22 protein-coding genes are annotated in these 24,542 nt (G+C 65.0%); 13 read left to right on the top strand and 9 right to left on the bottom strand.

The window, feature by feature from the left end:
• Positions 1-45 precede the first annotated feature (45 nt).
• The 4 genes from DX923_RS03895 to arcD all read left to right on the top strand — a co-directional run bounded on the left by DX923_RS03895 (position 46) and on the right by arcD (position 5,314).
• Complete coding sequence (locus DX923_RS03895) at positions 46-1,278, top strand: arginine deiminase (RefSeq protein ID WP_116112839.1); 1,233 nt, start codon at positions 46-48, stop codon at positions 1,276-1,278.
• A gap of 4 nt (positions 1,279-1,282) precedes the next feature.
• Positions 1,283-2,284 (top strand): ornithine carbamoyltransferase, encoded by a 1,002-nt coding sequence (gene argF / locus DX923_RS03890; protein ID WP_116112837.1) that lies wholly within the window; start codon positions 1,283-1,285, stop codon positions 2,282-2,284.
• 9 nt (positions 2,285-2,293) lie between these two features.
• Positions 2,294-3,253: a carbamate kinase gene (arcC, locus tag DX923_RS03885; RefSeq protein WP_116112835.1), complete on the top strand. Its 960-nt coding sequence runs from the start codon at positions 2,294-2,296 to the stop codon at positions 3,251-3,253.
• A 561-nt stretch (positions 3,254-3,814) separates the two neighbouring features.
• Positions 3,815-5,314, top strand: a complete 1,500-nt coding sequence (gene arcD / locus DX923_RS03880) for an arginine-ornithine antiporter (protein WP_116112834.1) — start codon at positions 3,815-3,817, stop codon at positions 5,312-5,314.
• Positions 5,315-5,381: 67 nt separating this feature from the next.
• On the opposite strand, the gene DX923_RS03875 is transcribed toward arcD, so the two are convergent.
• Positions 5,382-5,882 carry an arginine repressor gene (locus DX923_RS03875; RefSeq protein WP_116112832.1) on the bottom strand — a complete coding sequence of 167 codons (501 nt, stop codon included), beginning with the start codon at positions 5,880-5,882 and terminating at the stop codon, positions 5,382-5,384.
• Between the two features lie 313 nt (positions 5,883-6,195).
• On the opposite strand from DX923_RS03875, the gene mce reads away from it, so the two are divergent.
• Complete coding sequence (gene mce, locus DX923_RS03870; protein ID WP_116112831.1) at positions 6,196-6,633, top strand: methylmalonyl-CoA epimerase; 438 nt, start codon at positions 6,196-6,198, stop codon at positions 6,631-6,633.
• A gap of 171 nt (positions 6,634-6,804) precedes the next feature.
• On the top strand, positions 6,805-8,151 hold the full coding sequence (gene ccrA, locus DX923_RS03865) for a crotonyl-CoA carboxylase/reductase (RefSeq protein ID WP_240322729.1): 1,347 nt from the start codon (positions 6,805-6,807) through the stop codon (positions 8,149-8,151).
• Between the two features lie 43 nt (positions 8,152-8,194).
• Here ccrA and DX923_RS03860 read toward each other — a convergent pair whose 3' ends face one another.
• The 3 genes from DX923_RS03860 to DX923_RS03850 form a co-directional block, all read right to left on the bottom strand.
• Positions 8,195-9,001 carry an alpha/beta hydrolase gene (locus DX923_RS03860; protein WP_116112829.1) on the bottom strand — a complete coding sequence of 269 codons (807 nt, stop codon included), beginning with the start codon at positions 8,999-9,001 and terminating at the stop codon, positions 8,195-8,197.
• Positions 8,998-9,297 carry a hypothetical protein gene (locus DX923_RS03855; protein ID WP_116112827.1) on the bottom strand — a complete coding sequence of 100 codons (300 nt, stop codon included), beginning with the start codon at positions 9,295-9,297 and terminating at the stop codon, positions 8,998-9,000. Before DX923_RS03855 ends, DX923_RS03860 begins: the two co-directional genes overlap by 4 nt.
• 63 nt (positions 9,298-9,360) lie before the next feature.
• Positions 9,361-11,145, bottom strand: a complete 1,785-nt coding sequence (locus DX923_RS03850) for a 3-hydroxyacyl-CoA dehydrogenase family protein (RefSeq protein ID WP_116112826.1) — start codon at positions 11,143-11,145, stop codon at positions 9,361-9,363.
• A gap of 185 nt (positions 11,146-11,330) precedes the next feature.
• Between DX923_RS03850 and nucS the strand changes: the two genes are divergently transcribed.
• The 4 genes from nucS to DX923_RS03830 all read left to right on the top strand — a co-directional run bounded on the left by nucS (position 11,331) and on the right by DX923_RS03830 (position 15,731).
• Complete coding sequence (nucS, locus tag DX923_RS03845; RefSeq protein ID WP_116116136.1) at positions 11,331-12,035, top strand: endonuclease NucS; 705 nt, start codon at positions 11,331-11,333, stop codon at positions 12,033-12,035.
• A 53-nt stretch (positions 12,036-12,088) separates the two neighbouring features.
• Positions 12,089-13,642 carry a gamma-glutamyltransferase gene (locus tag DX923_RS03840; RefSeq protein ID WP_116112824.1) on the top strand — a complete coding sequence of 518 codons (1,554 nt, stop codon included), beginning with the start codon at positions 12,089-12,091 and terminating at the stop codon, positions 13,640-13,642.
• Between the two features lie 146 nt (positions 13,643-13,788).
• On the top strand, positions 13,789-14,742 hold the full coding sequence (locus DX923_RS03835; RefSeq protein ID WP_116112823.1) for a glycosyltransferase family 2 protein: 954 nt from the start codon (positions 13,789-13,791) through the stop codon (positions 14,740-14,742).
• Positions 14,743-14,795: 53 nt separating this feature from the next.
• Complete coding sequence (locus tag DX923_RS03830) at positions 14,796-15,731, top strand: glycosyltransferase family 2 protein (RefSeq protein ID WP_205413101.1); 936 nt, start codon at positions 14,796-14,798, stop codon at positions 15,729-15,731.
• A gap of 16 nt (positions 15,732-15,747) precedes the next feature.
• Here the strand turns inward: DX923_RS03830 and DX923_RS03825 are convergent, their stop codons facing one another.
• Entirely contained in the window at positions 15,748-17,769 is a 2,022-nt protein-coding gene (locus DX923_RS03825; protein WP_240322728.1) for a protein meaA, read from the bottom strand.
• 157 nt (positions 17,770-17,926) lie between these two features.
• Between DX923_RS03825 and DX923_RS03820 the strand changes: the two genes are divergently transcribed.
• On the top strand, positions 17,927-18,601 hold the full coding sequence (locus tag DX923_RS03820; RefSeq protein WP_116112818.1) for a cob(I)yrinic acid a,c-diamide adenosyltransferase: 675 nt from the start codon (positions 17,927-17,929) through the stop codon (positions 18,599-18,601).
• 36 nt (positions 18,602-18,637) lie between these two features.
• On the opposite strand, the gene DX923_RS03815 is transcribed toward DX923_RS03820, so the two are convergent.
• Together DX923_RS03815 and DX923_RS03810 are read right to left on the bottom strand one after the other, a co-directional pair.
• On the bottom strand, positions 18,638-19,090 hold the full coding sequence (locus DX923_RS03815) for a DUF2550 family protein (RefSeq protein ID WP_162872763.1): 453 nt from the start codon (positions 19,088-19,090) through the stop codon (positions 18,638-18,640).
• A 5-nt stretch (positions 19,091-19,095) separates the two neighbouring features.
• Positions 19,096-19,362, bottom strand: a complete 267-nt coding sequence (locus DX923_RS03810) for a F0F1 ATP synthase subunit epsilon (RefSeq protein WP_116112815.1) — start codon at positions 19,360-19,362, stop codon at positions 19,096-19,098.
• Between the two features lie 261 nt (positions 19,363-19,623).
• On the opposite strand from DX923_RS03810, the gene DX923_RS03805 reads away from it, so the two are divergent.
• Both DX923_RS03805 and DX923_RS03800 read left to right on the top strand, forming a co-directional pair.
• Entirely contained in the window at positions 19,624-20,460 is an 837-nt protein-coding gene (locus tag DX923_RS03805) for a hypothetical protein (RefSeq protein WP_116112813.1), read from the top strand.
• On the top strand, positions 20,457-21,845 hold the full coding sequence (locus DX923_RS03800; protein WP_116112811.1) for an O-antigen ligase family protein: 1,389 nt from the start codon (positions 20,457-20,459) through the stop codon (positions 21,843-21,845). The genes DX923_RS03805 and DX923_RS03800 overlap by 4 nt, the downstream gene beginning before the upstream one ends.
• On the opposite strand, the gene DX923_RS03795 is transcribed toward DX923_RS03800, so the two are convergent.
• Together DX923_RS03795 and DX923_RS03790 are read right to left on the bottom strand one after the other, a co-directional pair.
• Positions 21,809-22,900 (bottom strand): hypothetical protein, encoded by a 1,092-nt coding sequence (locus DX923_RS03795; RefSeq protein ID WP_162872762.1) that lies wholly within the window; start codon positions 22,898-22,900, stop codon positions 21,809-21,811. The genes DX923_RS03800 and DX923_RS03795 overlap by 37 nt on opposite strands.
• A complete protein-coding gene (locus DX923_RS03790) occupies positions 22,897-24,483 on the bottom strand; it encodes a lipopolysaccharide biosynthesis protein (RefSeq protein ID WP_162872761.1) in 1,587 nt (528 codons plus the stop codon). Before DX923_RS03790 ends, DX923_RS03795 begins: the two co-directional genes overlap by 4 nt.
• Positions 24,484-24,542 lie beyond the last annotated feature (59 nt).

Here is a 24,542-nt window from a genome sequence, read left to right as displayed (position 1 = left end):
CCCAAGGGACATCCCGACGACGCGGTCCACGAAAGGAAATGGCCCATGCCCAAGGCCTACGTAGGTTCCGAGGTCGGGCAGTTGAAGAGAGTGATTCTTCACCGCCCCGGCCAGGAACTCGCCCGCCTCACTCCCGGCAATAAGGACGAACTTCTCTTCGACGAGATTCCCTGGGTGGAAAAGGCCCAGGAAGAGCACGACCAGTTCGCCGAGACCCTGCGCAAACTCGACGTCGAAGTGCTCTATCTCCACGAGCTGCTCGCCGAGACCCTGGAGATCCCCGAGGCCCGGGAACACCTGCTCAAACAGCTCCTCGACATCGAGGTCTTCGGACCCGCAGCGATCGACCCGCTGACCCGCCTGCTGACCTCGGTCACCGCAGACGAACTCGCCTCCTTCCTGATCGGCGGGCTCACCAAGGACGAGGCACTCGAACACGACGCCGATGTCACCAACTCCCTGGTGTTCTCCACCATGGACACCGACCGGTTCATCCTCGCGCCACTGCCCAACCACCTGTTCACCCGGGACACCTCCTGTTGGGTGTACGGCGGCGTGGCCGTCAACTCGATGCGCTGGGGGGCTCGTATCCGCGAGTCGATGAACTACGACACCATCTACCGCTACCACCCGACCTTGTCCGTCTGCGCACCCTTCGAACGGTGGGGCAGCGGGCTCGGCGTCGGTCACGCCACCATGGAAGGCGGGGACGTCCACGTCCTCGGCCACGGTGCAGTGATGATCGGCATCAGCGAACGAACCTCGCCTCAAGGCATCGAACGTCTCGCCAGCCAGCTCTTCGCCAAGAAAGCCGCGGACAAGCTGATCGGCATCCAGCTGCCCTCCAGCCGCGCCACCATGCACCTGGACACGGTCATGTCGATGGTCGACGACCACAGCTTCACCAAGTTCGCCGGGCTGGGCATGCTGCCCTCCTTCACCCTCGAACCCGGCGACAGCGATGACGACCTCAAGGTCACCCGGCACGCCCCCGAGAAGATGCATGACGCGATCGCCGACGCCCTGGGGGTCGACGCCATCCGTACCCTGACCGCGCCGCAGAGCTTAGGCGCGGCCGAACGCGAGCAATGGGACGACGGCTGCAATGTGCTTGCCGTACGCCCCGGAGTCGTCGTCGCCTACGAACGTAATGTCACCTCCAACCAGTTCCTGGAGGAGAACGGCATCGAGGTCCACACCATTGCCGGATCCGAACTGGGCCGCGGCCGTGGTGGCCCGCGTTGCATGAGCTGCCCCATCGAACGAGAGGACATCTGAAGACATGGCGTTCAACCTTCGACACCGCAACTTCCTCAAGGAGATCGACTTCACCCCCGCGGAGTGGCGTCACCTGCTCACCCTGTCCGCAGACCTCAAACGGGCCAAGTACAGCGGCACCGAACGTCCTCGCCTGAAGGGCAAGAATGTCGCCCTGATCTTCGAGAAGACCTCCACCCGCACCCGGTGCGCCTTCGAGGTCGCGGCCTACGACCAGGGCGCCGGCGTGACCTACCTGGACCCCAGCGGCTCCCAGATCGGCCACAAGGAGTCCATGAAGGACACCGCACGAGTACTCGGCCGGATGTACGACGGCATCGAATACCGCGGCTCCTCACAGGAACTCGTGGAGACCCTCGGTGAATTCGCTGGAGTACCGGTCTGGAACGGGCTCACCGACGAATGGCATCCCACCCAGATGCTCGCCGACCAGCTGACCATGATCGAGCACTGCGACAAGCCGCTCTCCGAGATCACCTTCGCCTACCTCGGCGACGCCCGGAACAATGTCGGCAACTCCCTGCTGATCTCCGGCGCCATGGCCGGCATGGACGTCCGCATGGTCGCCCCTGAAGAACTCCAGAACGCACCCGAGGTCATCGCCAAGGCGAAGGAGATCGCCGAGAAGACCGGGGCCCGCATCACCGTCACCGACGATGTCAAGGCCGGGGTCGCCGGCTGTGACTTCCTCTACACCGACGTGTGGGTGTCCATGGGAGAGCCCAAGGAAGTCTGGAACGAGCGCATCGCGCTGCTCAAGGACTACCAGGTCAACGCCGAGTCCATGGCAGCCACCGGCAACCCGCAGGTCAAGTTCATGCACTGTCTGCCGGCCTTCCACGACCGCAACACCACCGTCGGCGAAGACATCTACCAGGCCACCGGCATGGAGTCCCTCGAAGTCACCGACGAGGTCTTCGAGTCCGAGGCCTCGATCGTCTTCGACCAGGCGGAGAACCGCATGCACACCATCAAGGCCGTCATGGTCGCCACCTTGGGAGACTGATCAACCACCATGCGAATCGTCGTAGCGCTGGGCGGCAACGCCCTCCTGCAGCGTGGCCAGAAGCCGGATGCGGCGACCCAGATCGCCAACGCCGAACGGGCCATCGCTTCACTCGTGCCTCTGGCCCAGGAGCACGAACTCGTCATCACCCACGGCAACGGCCCACAGGTCGGAGTGCTCGCCCTGGAATCGGCACAGGATCCGCGCCTGTCGCAGCCGTACCCGCTGGACACCCTGGGTGCCGAGACCCAAGGCATGATCGGCTACTGGATCCTGCAATCCCTGCAGAACCATCTGCCCGGATGCCAGGTCGCCGCCATGGTCAACCAAACTCTCGTTCTCGCCGACGACCCCGCTTTCGCGGATCCCACCAAGTTCGTCGGTGAGGTCTACGACGAAGCCACCGCCAAGGCCAAGGCCGAGGAGATGAGCTGGGTCGTGAAACCCGATGGCGAGTACTGGCGCCGGGTCGTCCCCTCGCCCACACCTCAACGGGTGGTCGAGACCCGGATCATCCGTCAGCTGCTGAACAGCGGCGTACTCGTGGTGTGCAGCGGTGGCGGCGGCATTCCGGTGGTCCGCAACGAGGAAGGCAAGCTGCGCGGTATCGAAGCCGTCATCGACAAGGACCTCAGCGCAGCAGTACTCGCCGAACATCTCGAAGCGGACGCCCTGCTGATCCTCACCGACGTCCCCCACGTCATCCGGAACTTCGGCACCGATGACGCCGAGCCCATCCACCGGGCCACGCCCAAAGCCCTGCGTGACCTCGGCGCCCCCGCCGGGTCGATGGGACCGAAGATCGAGGCTGCCTGTCAGTTCGTCGAACTCACCGGCGACATGGCTGCCATCGGCAGCCTGGAGGATGCTGCCGGCATGCTCGACGGCACCGCAGGAACGATCATCACCCCTGGTGGGGCCTACGGGTCGGTGGACGACCTCGGACCGCGCCGCCGCCCGATCGGCTGAGGCACGCCCGCCCTCAACCGATGTACGACCCCAGCTTGCGGGGTGTGTTGCGCCACGCCCCGCAAGCTGGTTCTTCCACCACGCTGTGTCCGGTTTCCCACCGTGGGCCGGATGCCCCTGTGCCTTCTGCCCCCAGCACAGGCACCGCCTTTCTGCGAATGTGCGTCGGCGTTGTCCCACGACCGTCGGCATCGGACGACGATGAACGTCTCCGTGCGGCACTGGTGCAGGAACAGCTGAGAAACGCTTAAAAATGTCATGGACGCGTCACCAATAAAAGTCGTCACGGGACTCCCCTCCGGGTTCACCTGCGGGGTAAAGGCCTTTCCCGAAAATCACCCGTCTTCCGCGAGATTATCTGCGCAAGGAAATACTTCGGCGTGGTGGTCCTCTTTGGGCATCCTCGACCCGCCAAGCTGAGACCAGTCATATAGTTCTGACCCTCGTACTGTCCACAATCTCAGGTGAGCGACGAGCACCTGAACGTTGTCATCGGCCCGCAACCGGCGGCGGCGTCTCCCTCCTACCTCGTCACCTTAGTTATCGAGAACGGCGACTCCCATGACCAGCAGCACGCCTCAATCGACTGTCTCGGACAGCCTGCCCACCGGATCCGACGCCCGCCTGAAGCTCGGCGCTCTCATCGCGTTGGTGGTCGGTTCCATGATCGGCGGCGGTATCTTCGCGATGCCCCGTCAGATGGCGCAGAGCGCCTCACCGATTCCCTTGATCATCGGCTGGATGATCACCGGCGTCGGCATGCTGACACTCGCTTTCGTTTTCCAGAATCTGGCGAGCAGAAAGCCTGATGTCGATGGAGGAGTCTACGGTTATGCCAGAGCAGGCTTCGGTTCCTACATCGGCTTCAACTCGGCCTGGGGATACTGGATCAGCGCTTGGTTGGGCAATGTCGGCTACTTGGTCTTCCTCTTCACCGCAGTCGGAGAACTGATCCCCTTCTTCGGCGGCGAGAACAAAGTTCCCTCGGTCATCGGCGCTTCGGTCGTCCTGTGGGCCACCACCTGGCTGTGCATCCGCGGTGTCCAGGAAGCAGCTTTCGTCAACACCGTCGTCACCGTCGCCAAGATCGTCCCCTTGCTGATGTTCATCGTGATCGGTGCGGTCGCCTTCAAGGCCGGGATCTTCACCGCCGACATCTGGGGCACCAACACCAGCGTCCCCTCCGGCGCTGACAACGAGATCGTCCCGCTCGGGTCCGTCCTGGATCAGGTCAAAGGCATGATGCTGGTCACTGTCTGGGTCTTCATCGGCATCGAAGGAGCCAGCGTCTTCTCCGCGCGGGCCAGTAAACGCTCCGACGTCGGCAAGGCCACGGTCATCGGCTTCCTCGGCGTGCTGGCCCTGCTGATCCTGGTCAACATCATCTCCTACGGTCTGATGGCCCAAGCTCAGTTGGCCGGCGTCAAGGACCCTGCCCTGGGCCAACTGCTCGCTTCCGTGGTCGGCCCCTGGGGAGGAACGCTGATCGCGCTCGGCCTGGCGATCTCCCTGCTCGGCGCGCTGCTGAGCTGGACCCTGCTGTGCGCCGAGATCCTCGCTCTCCCGGCTCAGGACAAAGTGATGCCGCAGATCCTGGGCAAGTTGAACTCCAAGGGCGCCCCAGCAGGTGCTCTGGTGATCACCGCCGTCTGCGAACAGATCTTCCTCATCTGGTCGACCACCAACAAGGACGCCTACGACGCGCTGATCCTGCTCGCGTCCTCGCTCATCCTCATCCCCTACCTGTTGTCCACCGTCTACCAGCTGAAACTGGCCATCAGCGGCGAGACCTACGAGCAGGAACAGTCCGTCCGGGTCAAAGCGATGATCATCGGCGGGATCTCCACGATCTACGCCATCTGGCTGCTCTACGCCGCAGGACCGAAGTACCTGTTGTTGTCCGCGCTCTTCTACGTGATCGGTGCCGCCGTCTACATCCCGTCGCGTCGGGCAGCTGGAGAGAAGCCGTTCACCACCGTAGAAACCGCCCTCTTCGCCGCCATCACCGCAGCAGCAGTTCTCGGAGCCTTCTTCTTGGCGACCGGTCACATCTCCTTGTGACCCGGAAATGATGTGGCGGACCTGAGGTGTTCAGGTCCGCCACATCGGTATTCCAGGTCGGGGAAAGTCAACTCCGCGGACGCCCGGAACTGTCCAGAAGGAGCTCACTCACTTCCGCAGCAGTTTCGTCGTCCTGGAAGACCAATAACGTCGTGTCGTCCCCGGCGATAGTGCCCAGGGCCCCCAGGCCCCCGTTCTGGTCGAGAACCGAGGCCACGTAGTCCGCCGCGCCCGGCGGGGTCCGTACCACCACGAAATTCTTCACGGGGACCGCAGAGACGATGAACTCCTCGCAGACATGCCGAAGCCGATGATCAAGGGTGCCTTCATCCGGGGCCGGACGCGGAGTGGTGTCCCCACCGAGGCCGGGGAGCGCGTACACAAGTTTGCGCCCCTTACGTACCTTGACCGCCCGGAGAGCTACCAGATCACGAGAAAGTGTGGCCTGAGTGACCACGACACCGTGTTCGGCAAGTCGTTCGAGGAGCTCCGACTGGGAATGCACGCAGTAGCGCGCCAATATGTCGGCGATCAGCTGGTGACGTGCACTTTTGGTGTTGGCGAGCATCTCCACTCCTACGCACCAGGGGCCACCACGGCCAGGTCCCATGGCCTGCCGCTCCACCTCGGCCGGATGCCCCGTTCCCCTGCCGAGTCCTTGTGAGCGGGCCCGCTCATTGTCTCACCACCCAGTTATCGGCGTTCGCCCGGTAGGGGCACAACCGTCCAGGTCGCCCTCACGAGGCTACCTCCGATGCCGTCAGGACCGAGGCTCCGGCCCCACGGACACTCCGAGAGCCGATCTGCCCTGCCGTATCCGACATGCCGACAAGGGCCTTCGTCCCTCCCGACCCTGCACTGCTTCGGCCTAGGCTGGCTCCATGACCGACACCATGGCAGGACTGTTCACCCACATCGACCACGTCGGCATCGCCGTACACGACCTCGACGAAGCAATCCGCTTCTACGAGGAGAAGTACGGCATGACGATGGCCCACCGTGAGGTCAACGAAGAGCAGGGCGTCGCCGAAGCCATGATGGCCGTCGGAGACTCCACCTCCTGCATCCAGCTGCTCGCGCCCCTGAACGAGAACTCCACAATCGCGAAGTTCATCGACAAGAACGGCATCGGCATCCAGCAGATGGCCTACCGGGTCGAGGACATCGACGCGGTCTGTACGACTCTGCGCGAACGTGGCCTGCGTCTGCTGTACGCCGAGCCGAAGCGGGGCACCGCGGGCAGCCGCATCAACTTCATCCACCCCAAGGACGCCGGCGGCGTGCTGGTCGAGCTGGTCGAGCCAGGCCAGGGTCACTGATCCCCAGACCTCGTGGTCACCCAGGCCGGGACGGCAGCCAAGCCGCCCCGGCTTCGTCATGTCCGAAAAAAGCGACTCGTGACGAAGCTCACCGGGCGCCTCGGCTTCACAATCCCTCCAGCTCGGGAATCCTGACCGGTGAGGAGAGCCCCACCGACCCGAGGAGTTCCCGTGGCCACCACCCAGGAGATCCGCGACGCCATCCTGGCGGGCGACCGGACACCAGGCACATACGAATCCATGACGCCGGAAAGCTTCCGGGCCGTGACCGTGCACAAGGACGAAGCGGACATGTTCGCCGACACCCCCAGCCGGGAGAAGGACCCCCGTCGGAGCCTGCACATCGACGAAGTGCCCCTTCCAGAACTGGCCCCAGGAGAAGCTCTGGTCGCCGTCATGGCCAGCGCCATCAACTACAACACCGTCTGGTCGAGCATCTTCGAACCTCTGCCGACCTTCGGTTTCCTGGAGCGTTACGGTCGGCTCTCCCCCAGCGCGCGCCGACATGATCTGCCCTATCACATCGTCGGCTCCGACCTGGCCGGTGTGGTGCTGGCCACCGGGCCGGGGGTGCACCTGTGGAAGCCCGGGCAGGAGTGCGTGGCGCACTGCCTCTCAGTGGAGTTGGAACATCACGACGGCCATGACGACACCATGCTGGATCCTGAGCAGCGGATCTGGGGGTTCGAGACGAACTTCGGTGGGCTCGCCGAGCTGGCCATCGTCAAGGCCAACCAACTGATGCCGAAGCCCGAACACCTGACCTGGGAGGAGTCGGCGAGCCCCGGGCTGGTCAATTCCACCGCCTACCGACAGCTGATCTCCCGGAATGGCGCAGGCATGAAGTTGGGTGACCGGGTGCTGATCTGGGGCGCCAGCGGCGGTTTGGGCAGCTATGCCACCCAATTGGCGGTCGCCGGCGGTGCCACTCCGATCTGCGTGGTCTCCTCCCCCGACAAGGCCGAGATCTGCCGGGCGATGGGAGCTGAGCTGGTCATCGACCGCCGTGCCCGAGGGTACGCCTTCTGGGACGAGGAGGGGACGAAGCAGAACCCGAAGGAATGGAAACGGTTAGGCGCCGACATCCGCGAGCTCACCCACGGCCACGACGTCGACATCGTCTTCGAACATCCCGGCCGGGAGACCTTCGGCGCTTCGGTCTACGTGACTCGCAAGGGAGGGACCATCGTGACTTGTGCCTCCACCTCCGGTTATCTCCACGAGTACGACAACCGTTACCTGTGGATGAACCTGAAACGGATCGTGTCCAGCCATTTCGCGAACTACCGCGAGGCCTGGGAGGCCAACAGCCTCATCCGCCGTGGCTTGATCCACCCGACCCTGAGCCGGACCTATCCGATGGCCGAGGTCGGGCAGGCCGCGCTGGATGTGCATCGCAACACCCACCAGGGCAAGGTCGGTGTGCTCTGCTTGGCACCTGAGGAGGGGATGGGCGTGACCGACCCCGAGAAACGAGAACGGCACCTGGCCGGGATCAACCGTTTCCGCAGTCGGTAGACGTCCATGCCGGAGATCGTTCGGTGCTGGGTGCCCCGCGACGTCACCCGTCGGAGTCAGCGCTCTCGGCGGTGTCCATCGGGCCCAGCCAGGTCGTCGGGAGATCTCCGTGGCCGGGCGCCACGACGTCCACGATCTCCTGCAAGGCGCGACGGACGAAGGTCTCGCCGACCCATAGGTGCTTGCCGCCTTCGATCGGAACCACTGTGGCCTGGGGAATGGTGCTGAAGCGTTCCACGGCCTCGGCCGGTTGCAGGTAGTCGTCATGTTCCGGGACGAGTGCCACCACGGGCTTTCCGAAATCGGCCCATTCCTGTAGATCGGACTCGTGGCTGTAGCGCAGCGGTGGAGACAGCAGGATGGCGCCCTCGATCGAGGGGTCGTGCCCGTGCATCAGAGCCAGGTCGGTGCCGAAACTCCATCCGACGAGCCACCGGTGGGGCAGGTCGTGGAACTCGGCGAATTCGATGGCTGCGGCGACGTCGTACTTCTCGCTCTGGGCGTAGTCGAACTCGCCCTCTGAGGTGCCCCGTGCCGAAGAGGTCCCTCGCGTGTTGAAACGGAGAACGGCGACATCGGCCAATGCAGGCAGCCGGTAGGCGGCCTTACGGTAGACGTGGCTGTCCATGAAACCGCCGTGGGTGGGCAGCGGGTGCAAGGTGATCAGCGTCGCGACCGGGGGCTTCCCGATCGGGGTCGCCAGCTCCCCGACGAGGGTCAGTCCGTCTGCGGTGTGCAGTTCGATGTCCTCCCGTTGAGCCGGTAGGACGCTGTTCGCGCGGATCTCCCGCGGGGTGATGGTGCGCAATGACCCGGTGGTGGGGTCCGTGGGTGGGGGCGTCGATGTCATCTCCAGGAACCTCTCGGTGGGCGTCGGCTGCGATTCTGCCAGCAGCGGGCATGCCAGTGACGGCGATCGTCCAGCCCGCCGAGACCATCGGCCGGCCAAGCGACGATGTGGGCGATGTCGCCGGTCAGGGTCTGTTGGCATCCGGGACACAGGTAGCGGCGGCTCGGGTCCCGGCCGGCCACCCGGCGCACGAACCATTCACCGTCGGAGTGGCTCTCCCTGCGCTCCAGGCCGCCCAGGGCTCGCCCGAGATCGAGTTCGCGGTCGTCGCGTCGGCGGCGGTTGGCCCGGGGCATGGATCCATCATCGCAAGTCGGCCGAAGACCCGGTCTACCACCCGGCCCCTGGGTCGGCGCTGATCAGGCGGCGTGGATCCGGAAGCCCCGACCGGTCTTCCGTCCCAGATAGCCACCCTTGGTGAGATGTTCCAGCAAGGGCGCCGGGGCGAAGCCTCGTTCCCGGAACTCCAGGTACAGCTCACGTTGAATGGCGTAGGAGACGTCCAGGCCGACGACGTCGAGCAGTTCGAAGGGGCCCATCGGAAGCCCACAACCTGCGGTCATGGCCAGATCGATGTCATCGGCGCTGGCGTAGTGCGCTTCCAACAGTTTCACGGCGTCATTGAGATAGGGGAAGAGAAGGGCGTTGACGATGAAACCAGCGCGGTCACCGCAGTGGACAGCATGCTTGCCGATACGTCCACACAGGTCGTGGACGGTCTGCCGGACGTCGTCGGCGGTGGTCACCGTGGAGACGACTTCGACGAGTTTCATCACGTGGGCCGGGTTGAAGAAGTGCATGCCGATGACCTCTCCCGGACGGGAGGTCGCTGCGGCGACCTGAATGACCGGCAACGAGCTGGTCGTCGTCGCCAGAACACACCCGGGGCGGCAGATCTCGTCGAGTCGACGAAAAACTTCCTGCTTGACCTGAAGATCCTCGGCGATGGCCTCGACCACGAGGTCGACCTGAGCGAGTTCGTCGAGCTGGTCGGTCCCGGTCACTCTGGCCAGCGCAGCGTCCCGATCCTGCTGGTCCAACCGACCGCGAGACACCGCTCGGTCGAGGCTCTTCGTCAGCGCGGCGACGGACCGGTCCGCCTTGTCCTGGCTTCGGGCGACGAAGACGACCGGGTATCCGGCCTTGGTGAAGACCTCCACGATGCCCATCGCCATCGTCCCGTTGCCGACCACCCCGATCGTCCGAATCGGTCGCAGCTCGATCACGCCATCCTGCCCGCCACTGCCGGGGGTCTCCCGGTCCGGGACCACAGTGCTGGAACCCACCCGTTCGTAGGTGTAGAAACCGCGCCCGCTCTTCCGGCCGAGCCGACCTGCCGCGATCATCTGTTTCAGCAAAGGCGTGGGGGCGTGGAGCCGGTCTCGCCCCTGCCGGTACATGGTGTCGAGCACGGCATAGCAGACGTCGAGGCCGATCAGGTCGGCGAGCGCAAGCGGGCCCATGGGGTACCCGCAGCCCAATTGCATCGCGGCGTCGATGTCTTCCCTTGAGGCATAGCGGTTCTCGTACATCGATATGGCGTGGTTGAGATAGCCCAGGAGTAAGGCGTTGGCGATGAACCCGGCTCGGTCCCCGACGACGACCGGTTCTTTGCCGAGCTGTTCGACGAGGGCCTTGGCCCGGGTGAGGACGGCGTCGTCGGTGACGACTGTCCCGATGACCTCGACGAGGCTCTGGACGGGGGCGGGGTTGAAGAAGTGCAGTCCGACGACTCGGTTGGGGTGGGCGGTGGAGACCGCGATGTCGGTGACGGACAGGGCGGAGGTATTGGTCGCCAGCAGAGTGTCCTCGTGAACGACGGCGTCCAATTGGGCGAAGACGATGCGTTTGCGTTCGATGTCCTCGGTGACGGCCTCGATGACGAAGTCGCAGTCGGCGACGGCGGCTGGGTCGGTGCTGACGGTGATGCGCCCGAGGATCTGTTCGCGTTCGTCGGCGGTCATCTTGTCCCTGGCGACGGCGCGGGAGGTCGAGTCGACGAGGCGTCGGTAGCCGTTCTGGGCTGCGTCGTCGTCGATCTCGACGGCGTGGACGGTCAGGCCGTTGCGGGCGAAGACTTCGGCGATGCCGGCACCCATGGTTCCCAGGCCGATCACACCGATCGTGTTGATCTGTCGCGTCATAGCGAGAGTGTGCCAAGACATTTCCGACGAAAAGGCTTGTGTTTAAAGCGATGACGGTCACACCTCTCCGAGGGCCCCAAGGATGGGATGTTGCCTTCCTCCCCTGCTGTCCGCCCCGCCCGGGGAGATCGTCGGATCTGTATCCGGCTCGGCCGGCAGGCGGTGGTTGTGAGATGGTGAGCCGCGTGCGTCTGGTGATCGCGAAATGCAGTGTCGACTACATGGGCCGTCTGTCGGCTCATCTCCCTTTGGCGACCCGTCTGTTGCTGGTGAAGGCGGACGGTTCCGTCCTGGTCCACAGCGACGGCGGTTCGTACAAGCCGTTGAACTGGATGTCTCCGCCCTGCGCCATGGCGGAGATCGCTCCGGAGCCGACGGAGGCCGAGCTGGGCGTATGCACGGTCTGGGTGGTGCGTCATGCCAAGTCCGGCGACAGCTTGCGGATCAGGTTGTACGAGGTGTTGCATGACTCGGCCCATGAGCTGGGTGTGGATCCTGGTCTGGTGAAGGACGGCGTCGAAGCTCATCTCCAGGCCTTGTTGGCTCAACACATCACGACCTTGGGCGCGGGTTATCGCTTGGTCCGTCGGGAGTACATGACGGCGATCGGCCCGGTGGACATCCTGGCCAAGGATGCCGAAGGACGCAGCGTGGCGGTCGAGATCAAGCGCCGAGGAGAGATCGACGGCGTCGAGCAGCTGACCCGATACCTCGAGCTGATGAACCGTGATCCACATCTGGTCGCGGCGGGCCCGGTCATCGGGGTCTTCGCCGCTCAGGAGATCCGGCCGCAGGCCAGAACCCTTGCTGAGGACCGCGGGATCCGGTGTCTCACTTTGGACTACGACGCTCTGAAAGGTACCGACGACCGCGAGTCGCGGCTTTTCTGATCGATCTTGCTGCCTGGGAGGCCACCCGGGCCGTGCCATGTCAGGCTGACCCCATGACTGTGCGTATCGCCGTGGCTGCTCCCGGCGAAGGCGCCGCCGAGGCTGCCGAAGCAGTGGCTCGTGCCGGCGGCAATGCTGTGGATGCTGCTGTCGCCGCCGTCGTGATGGCCTCCTGCACCGAGCCGGGCATCATGAGCCCGATGGGCGGGGCGTTCGTGAACGTCTGGGAGCCAGGATCCCCGCCGGTCGTCCTCGACGGCAACTGCGAGATGCCCGGTCGCAGCCGCCCCCAGGAGCAGTTCGGTTCGGGAATGTGGTCAGCCGCCATGGATTACGCCGGTGGGTTGACCGTCTTCGGTGGCCCCGGATCGGTGGCCACCCCTGGGATGTTCGCTGCCTTGGGTGAGGCTTCTCAGCGCTGGGGCGTGTTGCCCTGGTCAGAGCTGATGTCACCGACGGTCGACGTCCTGCAGCGCGGGTACCGGTTGGGTGCGACATCTGCGTACTACCTCGGCTATGCCACAGCTGAACTCTTTGCTCAGGACGAGTGCACCGCAGCGTTCTTGGGGCAAGCCGGCACACCGCCGACAACCGGGGCACTGCTGCGTGACCCCGATTTGGCAGCCACCTTGGAGCGGATAGGACGCCATGGTGCCGCAGACCTCTACACCGGTGAACTCGGCCGGGCTCTCGCCGAGGAGATGACGGCCCGGGGCGGGTTGCTGTCGATGGAAGACCTGTCCGCTTATCGCACGGTGACCCGAGCGGCATTACGTTCCCGATTGGGCCGCTGGGATGTGGCGGTGAATCCGCCCCCCTCGATCGGCGGGCCGGTACTGACGGCGATGCTGCGGCTGCTGCAACAGCATCGGACGAGACAGGGCACGACCGATGCCGGTGATGTCATCGAGATCCAGCGCCTGGTCCTGGCCTATCGACACCGACTGATCGATGTCTCCGAGGACCTGGAGAGCGCCGGTCGTGAACTCGTACGGGTGGTGGACGACCTCGGGCCGGAAGGTCTGGCGACGGTAGCTTCTTCGCAGGACACCATCCATGTCTCAGCGGTGGATGCGAACGGGCTGGCTTGTTCGATCACCGCTTCTGCGGGCTATGGGTCGGGAGTGACGCTGCCCGGCACCGGGCTGGCCCTGAACAATGCTCTGGGCGAGCCTGAACTGAACCGTCGAGGCCTGCACGCCCTTCCGCCAGGCACCCGGTTGGCCTCCAACATGGCCCCGACGACCGCACGACGCGACGACGGTGCGATGACGGCGATCGGTTCGCCGGGCGCTGACCGCATCACCACCGCACTCTTCCAGGTATTGGGTGGATTGTGCCTGGACGAGCTGCCCCTCCAAGCGGCCGTCGACCAGCCTCGCCTGCACGTCGACCTGGGCAACGGTGGTCTGTGTGTCAGATATGAACGTTCGGAGCCGCTGGCCGAGGCCGTGGCAGGGCTAGCCCTGCCGGTGACCCCCCACGAGCCGTTGACGATGTATTTCGGCGGGGTAGGCGCTGCACTGTACGACGCCGACGGGGCCCTTTCGGCTGCGGCTGACCCACGCCGGGTCTCGGCTGCGGTGGTCGTGCCGACCGAGGAATGAGTGGAGATATTTGAGACGACCACGCAAGGCCCTGACCAGTAAAAACGGCGGGTTGCATTCTTCCGAAAGGCGATTGGCGAGGTTTGTACATTCTCGTCGATAGCATTGCGGTGTCCTGGCCGCATACGAGCCGCTTCGGAGGTCCGATGCCAACCAGTCCGCTGATCAGCGTGATCATCCCCGCCTATCAAGCCGAGAACACCTTGGGTGCCGCCATCAGCAGCGCGCTGACCCAGACCTACCCGAACACCCAGATCATCGTGTGCAGCGACGGCTCCACCGATGCCACCGAGGACATCGCCCGCGCGTACGGCGACCGGGTCCGTCTCGTCGTCCAGCCGAACAGCGGATGCGGGGCCGCACGCAATACCGCTTTGCAGCATGCCGACGGCGAGCTCGTAGCGCTCCTCGACTCCGACGACATCTGGATGCCGCACCACCTGGAAAAAGCCCTGTCGACCTGGCGAGCCGCCGGAGGAGGTCGACGGATCGTCACCACAAGCGCGTATTTCCTGACCGGTGAGGGGATCGCTCCGCATCGACGGCTGATCCACGAAGAGGTACCGCCTGCTCGACAGCGGATGCGCCTGCTGGAGAGCCCCTTCATCTCGATCTTCTCCGTCTTCCCCCGAGCTCTGCACGAGGAGGTCGGCGGTTTCGACGGCGAACTGCGCGCCGCCGAGGACTACGACTACTGGTTGCGAGCGGTCTTCCGCGGATGGCAGGTCGTCTTCCAGATGGAGCCCTCGGCGCTGTACCGACGCACCAATTCATCCTTGTCAGCTGACATCGCCCAGATGGGTGAACACGAACAAGCCGTGATGCGGAAACTCCTGAGCTCTTCCGAAGTCAAGCTCAGCGCGCAGGAGCGTGCTGTGGTGGAGAGAAAAGTCGCACTGGGACCACCGATCGTCCATATCCGTCGAGGAGAGCAGGCCTTGGCTCGACGAGACAGCCGTACCGCTGCCACATCCTTCGCCGTGGCTTCGGAGCTGCTTCCCAGCAACCGTGGCCTACGCCGCAAGGCGCTTCTGTCCCGACTACCGATGACCGCACCGTTGTTGAGGCACGTCCAGGACCGTCGGCTCCGCGAGACCTGAGCCGACGCATTCTCCGGCGACTTTCCTTGTCCCCGTAACGATATGAGGCTCTGGTGTCATCTTCTTCCCCCCTGGTTTCGGTGATCGTCCCGGCGTATCGACGAGCCGGAACCATCCGCCGGGCCGTCGAGAGCGCACTGACGCAGACAGTCACCGACCTGGAGGTCATCGTCGTCGACGACGGCAGCCGGGATGGCACGGACGAGGTCGTCCGCAGTATCGGCGATGACCGGGTCCGACTGTTCACCCACGAGACCAACCGAGGTGGTAACGCCGCCCGCCAGACCGGGATGGACCAGGCCCGCGGCACGTGGCTCGCCTTCCTGGACAGCGACGACCTCTGGCTTCCGGAGAAACTCGAGAAACAGTTACAACGTCTGGCGGAGCACGGGCCACAGTACGGCTTCTGCTACACCTGGTACGACATCGAACTGAACGACGGCAGCTTCCTCCCGCCGCGTGAGGTCCGGGTCGAGGGCTTGCACCGCCCGGAGCTGATCGCCGAGCCCTTGGTGGGCACCTTCTCCACCATGATGGTTTCTCGCGCCGTGGCCGAACAGGTCGGCGGGGTGGACCTGACACTTCCGGCCTGTCAGGACTGGGAGTTCGTGGTACGGGTCAGCCAAGCCACTGGGGTCTGCGTAGTGCCCCAGGTCTTGGTGCACTACTGGCACGGAGCCGGCGACCCGCACCGGATCACCACCCGGAAGCAGTCGGTCGTCGACGGGCACCGACAGATCTACCGAAAGTTGCGCGCCGAGTATCCGACGATGCCGACGAAGAATGTCCGGGACTCGCTCCACTACCTGATGAAGATCTTCGCCGAACAGGGGGCACTGCCCGAACTGTTGACAGTCACTCGGGGCCTGGGTCGGCACACCCTCGACGCGGGCATGGCAGCGCACACCGGGCGGATGTTCCTGCGTGCCGGACGTCGACGAGCGGCGTCCTTGCGCAGGCCCATGAGACCCGCGCGCACCGCCCCCTGAAGCTCCACGGGACGTCCTACCCCGGCAAGGGCGCCAGCCCGTGGGAACGGCGGATCGCAGCGACGATCTGTCCCATGGACTCGGTCAGGTCATGGTGACGTGGCGTGAATACGGCGGCGACACCGGCATCGATCAGCCGTCGAGCATCGCTGTCCGGGATGATGCCACCGACGATCAAGGGCACATCAGCGGCGCCTGACTCCTGAAGACCCCGCAGAATCTGCGGAATCAGCTCCATGTGGGAGCCGGACAGGATCGACACGCCCACGGCGTGGACGTCCTCGGCGACAGCCGCAGCGACGATCTGATCCGGGGTCAGCCGGATGCCCTGATAGACGACCTCGAAACCGCAGTCCCGGGCACGGACCGCGACCTGTTCAGCCCCATTGGAATGCCCGTCCAGCCCAGGTTTACCCACGAGGAAACGCAAGGTCATACCGAGGTCGTCGGCCGTCTGCGTCACCTGTGCACGAACCTTGGCCAGTGCGGACCCCTCGGGCGCCTCGCCGACGCCTATGGATCCGGTGACCCCGGTCGGTGCCCGGTACTCCCCGAAGACTTCACGCAAGGTGGCTGCCCATTCTCCGGTGGTGACCCCGGCACGGGCGCATTCCACCGAGGCATCCATCAGGTTGGTCGACTCCTCGGCCGCTTCAGCACGCAGCCGGTCCAGCGCAACCTCCTGACGTGCTCGCCGCGCCTCGTCCCGATCACGATCGCGACGCCAGGCACGGACGGCCTCGGCCGCAGCGGCTTCGACCTTCGGATCGACGGTCTGGATGGCGGCATCCAGGTCGGCGGTCAGCGGGTTGGGTTCGGTGGTGGTGAATTTGTTGACCCCCACCACGATGTCCTCCCCGGCTTCGATCCGTTGCCGACGAGCTGCATGGCTGGCCACGAGTTCCTGCTTCATATAACCGCTCTCAACGGCAGCGACAGCTCCGCCCATGTGTTCGATACGGGCCAGTTCTTCCTTCGCCCCGGCCACGATCTGCTCGACCTTCGCCTCGATGACCGGCGACCCGGTGAAGATGTCGTCGTACTCGAGCAGATCGGACTCGTAGGCCAAGACCTGCTGTAGACGTAGGCTCCACTGCTGGTCCCACGGCCGGGGCAGCCCCAAGGCCTCGTTCCACGCCGGTAGTTGCACGGCCCGGGCACGAGCGTCCTTCGACAAGGTGACCGCCAACATCTCCAGCACGATCCGCTGGACATTGTTCTCCGGCTGGCTCTCGGTCAGTCCCAAACTGTTGACCTGCACTCCGTAGCGGAAACGACGCTGTGTGGGGTCTGCGACGCCGTACCGTTCGAGGGTGAGTTCGTCCCACATCCGGACGAAGGCGCGCATCTTGCACATCTCCTCGACGAAACGCACCCCGGCATTCACGAAGAAACTGATCCTGGCCACGACGTCGCCGAAACGATCCTCGGGAACCTGCCCGGAGGCACGCACCGCATCCAACACCTGGATGGCGGTGGCCATCGCGAAGGCGACCTCCTGCACCGGAGTGGCTCCGGCTTCTTGAAGGTGGTAGCTACAGATGTTGACCGGATTCCACTTGGGCATGCGGGCAACCGTGTAGGCGATGGTGTCGACGGTCAGCCGAAGGCTGGGCCCGGGCGGAAAAGCGTGGGTACCCCGGGAGAGATACTCCTTGATGATGTCGTTCTGCGTCGTTCCGGCCAGTTTCGCGATGGTCGAGGAAAGCCCCTCGCTGTCCGTACCATCGGCCAAGGCCTGTTCCTCGGCGACCACCTCGTACAAGGCGAGCATCCACATCGCCGTGGCATTGATCGTCATGGAGGTATTCATCTCCGCCAACGGGATCCCGGCGAAGAGCGCCCGCATGTCCCCGAGGTGGCTGATCGGCACGCCGACCTTGCCGACCTCACCCCGGGCCAGCTCGTGATCAGGGTCGTAACCGGTCTGGGTGGGCAGATCGAAAGCAACTGACAGACCGGTCTGCCCCTTGGCAAGATTACGGCGGTACAGCTCATTGCTGGCGGCGGCGCTGGAGTGCCCCGCATAGGTTCGCATCACCCAGGGCCTGCTTCGCATCTCCATGGGGCGAAAGTAGCGACCGCAAGGGCCATTTCGGGCCTTAGGGCCTGGGTGAGTGTGCTCACAGCACAGGCCTGCGCCGAACGGGCCTCAGACCCGTTCGAGACGGCTCGCCACGTGAAAGGATCAACGCATGGTCAACATCACCCGTGTCTACACCCGCACCGGAGACGACGGTACGACCGCCCTGGGCGATTTCTCCCGTACCTCCAAGACCGACGAACGGCTCGAGGCCTACGCGGATGTCAATGAAGCCAATGCTGCGATCGGGGTCGCCATCACCTGCGGAGGGCTCAGGGATGATGTCGTCGCCACGTTGACCCGCATCCAGAACGATCTCTTCGACGTCGGTGCCGACCTGTGCAACCCACTCGCCCAGAACTACACCTATCCGCCGTTACGGGTCGACCCAGCCTGGACCAGCGAACTGGAAACCGACTGCGACCACTACAACGACATGGTGGAGAAGCTCCGCAGCTTCATCCTTCCCGGAGGCAGCCCCGGGTCGGCTTATCTCCACTTGGCCTGCACCATCACCCGCCGCGCTGAACGTTCGGCCTGGCGCGCCATCGACAAGTACGGCCAGGAACCGGCTGATGAGCAGGGCGCTGCTCCCGGAGGAGTCAATGCGGAGACCTGCCGTTATCTGAACCGGCTCTCCGACCTGCTCTTCGTCCTGGCCAGGGTGGCGAACCTCAGCGACGACGGCGACATCCTCTGGCAGCCAGGCGGAGGCCGCGCGCAGAATCCCCGGGACAAGGCTCGGGCACCACAGTCACCGGAATCGACCGACCCGAAGCAGGCCTGATCCGCGGAGATCTCCTGGGCTGACGCCGAGGCGTGCTCACCATTCCACGGGACGATGCCTCGGCGGGGAGGCCTCCACCCAGGAACGCAGCGCGGTGTAGGTGTCCCGCCCCATGGAGAGCTCGACGGTCTCGCTGTCCCCGCCCGGGGACGACAGCGGCTGGCCCCGTAGAACCGTACGAACCGAATTCGCATCCAGCCCGTCACCGGGCGGAAGCTCCTCGAAACCACCGATGTCCAGGCCGGTCCGCTGCCAGCAGTGCTCCGGCCACAGCGAGACCCCCAACAGCGGCAGCCACGCCAGGGAAAGCCCGTCGAAACGCAGAAGGCCCGCCTTCCAGCGGGCCTGAGGGTCGGTGCGCAGTCCGCACAACAGAAGGTCGCCCCCTCGAGCGAGCACAGAGCGTCGAACCGCCACGAAAAGCAGGAGCAGAATGACCGCTCCCAGACAGACACCGACCACGATCTCCGCCGCGACCAGTGCATCCACCGTGATCAGCCCTGAGTCGGTTCGCTGACCGTCTCGGCAACGATGCGCACGATATTCTCGTCCACCGACAGGAATCCGCTGTCGATGTGGACCCGCTGGGAACTTTCGACTCCCTTGATCTGGATGTCGCCATCGGCAAGAACCGTCATGAGGGGCGCGTGACCCGGAAGGATGCCCAGTTCGCCCTCGGTCCCGCGTGCGCTCACCGAACGAGCCTCACCCTCCCAGACCTTACGGTCGGCCGCGACCAGCTCTACGTGCAAAGTTGCCACGGAGTTCCTCCACTTCAGCGACGGGTACGGGCAGTCTAACCGAGCCGACCGGCCGGAAAGTTCCGCACCGCCCACCTTCTGTCGACGGCTACTGGACCGGCGTCCACAAAAAGCCGGCCACGCGCCGTCGTGGCCCCGGAGTCGAAGCCCCCTGCGCCGCTATGCTGAACCCCGCGAACGCAATTCGCCCAAACGGTGAATAAGGACATGTCCGCTGTGCGGCCCCTACGACCGCGACCCCTCCCGATCAGAAGGAGTCTTGTGTCCACCCTCACCGCCGACCACGGGTCCTCGGCGCTCACCTCACTGCGACGACATTGGATTCCGGCGATCCTCCTCACCTTCCTCACCACCTTGATCGGCGGAGGAACTGCTCTCGTCCGGCCGACCACCTACACCGGCGAGACCCGTCTGGCCATCGGCCACGGCGAGATGAGCGCGCTCAACATTCCCGGATATCCCACTGCAGCCAAGGAGATGGCCTCCAATTACTCCCGCTGGGTCACCGACCAGGGAGTGGCCGGGCTGAAGACGCCCCCCGAAGTCAGCTCGTTGTCCGCCTCCCCCATCCCGGAGTCGTCGATCATCCGTATCGAGGCCAAGGGGCGAGACGCCGATGCCGCGGTACGCGCCAGCCAGCAAGCTGCCGACGCCCTGACCGCCGAAGTGAACAAGTCACGCGCCGAGAACGACCCGGCCGAGGTGATGAAGGAGATCGTGGCCAAGGCTCCGGCGCTGTCCAAGGCTCAGGCCGGGGCGGCCGGGAGCCTGGCCAAGTACAACCGCGATCTCGGCGCAGAACGACCTGCCGCCGTCATCCAGGCCGATCTGGAAGTTTTCGCGCAGGTAGACACCGTCCGCGCTCAGCTTCAAGCCGAACAGGACGCCCGCCTGGACAAATACCGCCGACTCGTCAGCCAACGATCGACCTCGGCGGACCTCAGGCCGATCGGTCAGGGCGCACGACTCGTCGGCAACGACCGCAGCAGTCGCCTCCAACGCGGCGCGCTGCTGGGCGCCGGTGTCGGCATGGTCCTGGCCCTGGGCGTCGCCGTCCTGCTCGACCGACGAAGCCATCGGCAGCAGACCCGGGCATGACCGCCTTGACAGCCGGAGCACGCAAGACGAGCCACGTCCGAGAACGTCCACCCGCCTATCTGTGGTGCCTGCTGCTAGGCCTGGTGACCAATCTGGTCAGCGGAAACAGCCAGTACATGCGTCTGCCCATCGGCCCTGACCGGCTGCTCATTCCGCTGGCCATCGTCCTGCTCCTCCTCGACGGGCGTCGACGTCACCTACGGCTGCGCGATGTCCACCTCCTCATGGCTGCCCTGGTGGCATGGACTCTCTTCTCCATGGCTTGGTACGACAATCTCTTCAATGTCGTCGCGGTCTTCGCTTTCGCCGACCGGATGGTCCTGCCACTGGTGCTCTTCGCCACGGCGCCCCTGTTCTTCGACCGGCCCGCCCATCGTGACCTGCTGTTGAAGACCCTGACCCTGATCGGCCTCTACCTGGGCATTACCGGGATCATCGAGATGATCGACGTCAGGCTGGCTTTTCCCCGCTATATCGCCGACCCCACTCTCGGCATGATGTTCGGCCGGGCCCGCGGGCCCTTCCTCGCCGGTGACGCGATGGGCTTCTCCTCCGCTGCTTGCGGATTCGCCGGGGCCTTCCTGGCCTACCGGGTCCGACGTGGCCTCTGGCGATTCGCCGGCCTGACGGCCCTGGCCACTGGACTGATCACCACTGTGCTCAGTCTGACCCGCGCCACCTGGGTGGGAGTGTCCCTGGGCCTTCTTCTTGCTGGGGCGCTGGTCCCGGCCCTGCGCAAATGGGTGCCGCTGGCGGTCGGTGGAGCCTTGGCCGTGGTTGCTCTCGCGCTGGCCGTGATCCCAGGACTTCAGGAGTCCTTCGACGGACGGCTCAACGAGAAATCATCGGTCGACGACCGGTTAGGCAGCAATGACGCCGCCTTAGCGCTGCTGACAGATCTGCCCTGGACAGGTATCGGCTGGCGCCGCTTCTACCCCGAGGGTGCCGACTGGTTCCGGATCTCCGACGGATACGCGATGAACAATGTGGTCGTGGAGGTGCACAACGTCCTGCTCTCCCGAGCCGTCGAGCTGGGCCTTCCGGCCGCCCTCGTCTTCCTGGCGATCTGGGCGCTCGGCCCCGGTCGACTCCTGGTCCGTCCCGTTCATGAGGACCTCCAGGGATGGCGCATCCTGGGCCTGGTCGTTTTCACCGCCTGGGTCGGCACCGGCATGGCCGGGCCGATGGGCATTCCCTTCCCGAATTACGTCGCCTGGCTGGTCACCGGCGTCGCAACCGCCCCGTGGATGCTTCGGGAACAGCCCGAGACCTCCGATGTCACGAACGCCATGACGGAAGAGAACGGTCTGGCCGAGACGGCGTCGTCACCGAAAGCCGGCGCTCCGATTCAGCCCGGCGAACCCCATCCAGGTTCCACGACCTGAAGCCGGTCCCACGGAAAGCCCCGCAACAGCTGATACGCGGGGGTTCCCCGCCCCAGTTCCGCCCACGGATCACGCCCGGTCGCCTTCTGGTGGCGGCCACCGCTCTCCGCCATCACTGCCACCGCTCCCCCTTTGTCCACCACGATGAAGCCGTACTTCTGTGCAGCTCGAGCAATGGCTTTCCCCAAAGGGGTCATCGACGATGCGTCGACATCGACCGACGGATCCAGGCGCAACCGGGTCCCTTGTTTGACCGCTTCAGGGCGAGTACTCGTCCCGTCATCTCGATTCGCCGGATAATGGTGTCCCTGACCAGCTTCCATGACCACTAAGCCCATGGCGTGCTCAATCTTCAGCCGCCGGGCATCCTCCAGGGTCACCATGTATCCACTCGCGGCCAGCCCCGCAGCGGAGGCACCGAAGGGCGCGGGGAAACGCCCGTCAGCTTGAGAGACTCGATCGATCCGCCCGCCCCAGCACGCCTGCCACCGACCATCGGGACGTCGCGAAGCCACCCAGAACTCCCAGAGAACATCCCCCTCCCGATCCCAGACCGCCAAATGACCGTCCGAAGCCGAAGCTGGGACAGCATCGTCCGGGATCGGCACCCCCACAAAATGTTTCGCCTCGTCATACAGCCCGGTCGGGGTCTCCCCCTTGCGCTGACAGTCATGGAAAAGCACATCGGTTCGGGGGGTCTTCGACGAGGCCACCGCGAAACCAGCCGCGTAGTCGTCCACGTTCAAGGCAGCCACCCCACCCCAGTTGTCCCGTACATGCCGGGCGATCAGCTCGACCTGGGGACGTCTGCTCCGGTCCAAGGGAGCCGAGGACAGTTCCCGGGCAAACACTGAATCCGAGGCGAAACGGGGATACGGGCCGAACGGCTGCCCTGAGCCCGGGTCGGAGGAAGACGGCGAAGGCGCAGGTGAGCGCGCGGAGGACAGCGAAGGCGCAGGCACCGGGCGGGTCGTCCTCTCCACGTACCAGACCACACCCCCCATGATCACGATCGCCACCAGCAGCATGATCGTTACCCGCCGGGATGGGTTCATCGGCCTCTCCTCTGGATCAATTGCCAGGCCCGGCGCAGACCGAGCGTCGCCCCTACATAGGTCGCCATTGCCGGAGCCGCCGCCACCCCGCAGAGCACCAACCCGAGCCCACGACCGGGCAAGACGCCGCGTTCGATCAGGACCGTTGTGCCCCAGACGCACGCGAAGCTGAGCAGCGCGGCCAACACCATCCACGCCCACGGGACCGATCGCAATGGCCCAGGAACCGGGACCGGCAGTCTGGAAACCATCAGCAGGCGATACGCAAAGGACGACATCTGCGCGACGATCGTGGCCGCTGCCACCCCCACCGCGCCGACCGCAGGGACCAGCAGCGCCGACAGCGACAACATCAAGAACACGGTGATCGCCCCAGCTCGCATCTCGAACTCCGGGCGTTCCAACAACATGCACCACAGCCCCAAGGGCTCAGGCAGCAACGCGAACAGATGCGCCACCAGCATCAAGGAGGCGACCAACCCTGCCTCCTCGCCCGGCAGCGGCAGCCAGACGTTCACCCCGAAATAGGCGGCAGGTGCCCCCACGGCCACCCATCCGCCGACGGCGATCGCCCAGATCCGCTGAGCTCTGACGAAGGTCCCCACCGTGTCCGCCGCGCCCCGGCTACCGATCGACTGTCCGAGCACCGACTGCAAGGGAGCAATGGCATTCAAGGGCATCATCCGCAGCTGGTACGCAAAGGTGCTTCCCGGGCCGAAGACCGGGACGTCATGCGGCGCCATCCGTCCGACGATGAGAGTCGCCCCCTGCAGGCCGGTCATGTTCAACAGGCCGGCCAGCTGAACTTTCCAGGCGAAGGCGAAGAACTCTTTCAGCTCGGCGCGGGTGATGAAGCCGACACCGTCGGCGCTGAGCAACGGTAGCGCCGACGGAACCAGGGTCACCGTGGCCAGGATCTGCTGGGCCACGAAAATCCAGGCGACCCCCCACAGCCCGTAACCTTTTTCCAGAACGATCAGCATCCCGACCGCGTAGACGACATAGCCGAGCAAGATCGTCGAAGCGGTCAAACGGAACCGATGATGCGCATTGAGCACCCCGGCGAAGAGATTCCGGGCCAGAGCGACACCGACCGTGATCGTCAGCACCCGGATCAGAAAGATCGTGTCCTGCTCCAGTGCAGGCGGTGCATGGAAGAAATCCACCACCTTGGGTGCCAGGACGAAAACGGTACCCAAGGTCACCGAGGTGAGTCCGACGACGCAGACCAGCAGCGAGGTCAACAGCCGGGTCGCAGCCCGACTGTCGCCCTGCCCCGCGTACACGGCGAAATAGCGGGTCGCACTACGCCCGATTCCGCCGTCGAACTGTCCCAGGAACTGGGTCAAGGTGCTGGCGATGAGGAACAGCCCGTAGGCCACCACTCCCAGCTTGGTGATGACATACGGAGTCAGCGTCAGATTGACCACCAAAGGCGCGAGTTGAGCCAGCAGCTGCCAACCGGCGCTGCGCACCACAACCGTGGCCCGACCACGACGCGGGCCCCCTGCACCTGTCCCGTCGGGCGGCGGCTCCTGGTCACTCTTCCTGCGATCGCCGGCATCGGTGTCGTCAGTGGTCACAGCAACCTTTCGCGTCGTCCCGTGGTTCTGTCCGTACCTGATCACACCTTCGAGGCCAG

It is taken from the genome of Austwickia chelonae (genome assembly GCF_003391095.1).
In the GTDB taxonomy this organism is placed as follows: Bacteria; Actinomycetota; Actinomycetes; order Actinomycetales; family Dermatophilaceae; genus Austwickia; species Austwickia chelonae_A.
This window is presented reverse-complemented; position numbering and strand designations above follow the sequence as displayed.

What these genes read in the sequence shown, in the direction of transcription:
- DX923_RS03895 (WP_116112839.1), top strand. Translation starts at nt 46, where the DNA reads ATGCCCAAGGCCTACGTAGGTTCCGAGGTCGGGCAGTTGAAGAGAGTG.
- argF (WP_116112837.1), top strand. Translation starts at nt 1,283, where the DNA reads ATGGCGTTCAACCTTCGACACCGCAACTTCCTCAAGGAGATCGACTTC.
- arcC (WP_116112835.1), top strand. Translation starts at nt 2,294, where the DNA reads ATGCGAATCGTCGTAGCGCTGGGCGGCAACGCCCTCCTGCAGCGTGGC.
- arcD (WP_116112834.1), top strand. Translation starts at nt 3,815, where the DNA reads ATGACCAGCAGCACGCCTCAATCGACTGTCTCGGACAGCCTGCCCACC.
- DX923_RS03875 (WP_116112832.1), bottom strand. Translation starts at nt 5,882, where the DNA reads ATGCTCGCCAACACCAAAAGTGCACGTCACCAGCTGATCGCCGACATA.
- mce (WP_116112831.1), top strand. Translation starts at nt 6,196, where the DNA reads ATGACCGACACCATGGCAGGACTGTTCACCCACATCGACCACGTCGGC.
- DX923_RS03860 (WP_116112829.1), bottom strand. Translation starts at nt 9,001, where the DNA reads ATGACATCGACGCCCCCACCCACGGACCCCACCACCGGGTCATTGCGC.
- DX923_RS03855 (WP_116112827.1), bottom strand. Translation starts at nt 9,297, where the DNA reads ATGCCCCGGGCCAACCGCCGCCGACGCGACGACCGCGAACTCGATCTC.
- DX923_RS03850 (WP_116112826.1), bottom strand. Translation starts at nt 11,145, where the DNA reads ATGACGCGACAGATCAACACGATCGGTGTGATCGGCCTGGGAACCATG.
- DX923_RS03840 (WP_116112824.1), top strand. Translation starts at nt 12,089, where the DNA reads ATGACTGTGCGTATCGCCGTGGCTGCTCCCGGCGAAGGCGCCGCCGAG.
- DX923_RS03835 (WP_116112823.1), top strand. Translation starts at nt 13,789, where the DNA reads ATGCCAACCAGTCCGCTGATCAGCGTGATCATCCCCGCCTATCAAGCC.
- DX923_RS03825 (WP_240322728.1), bottom strand. Translation starts at nt 17,769, where the DNA reads ATGCGAACCTATGCGGGGCACTCCAGCGCCGCCGCCAGCAATGAGCTG.
- DX923_RS03820 (WP_116112818.1), top strand. Translation starts at nt 17,927, where the DNA reads ATGGTCAACATCACCCGTGTCTACACCCGCACCGGAGACGACGGTACG.
- DX923_RS03800 (WP_116112811.1), top strand. Translation starts at nt 20,457, where the DNA reads ATGACCGCCTTGACAGCCGGAGCACGCAAGACGAGCCACGTCCGAGAA.
- DX923_RS03795 (WP_162872762.1), bottom strand. Translation starts at nt 22,900, where the DNA reads ATGAACCCATCCCGGCGGGTAACGATCATGCTGCTGGTGGCGATCGTG.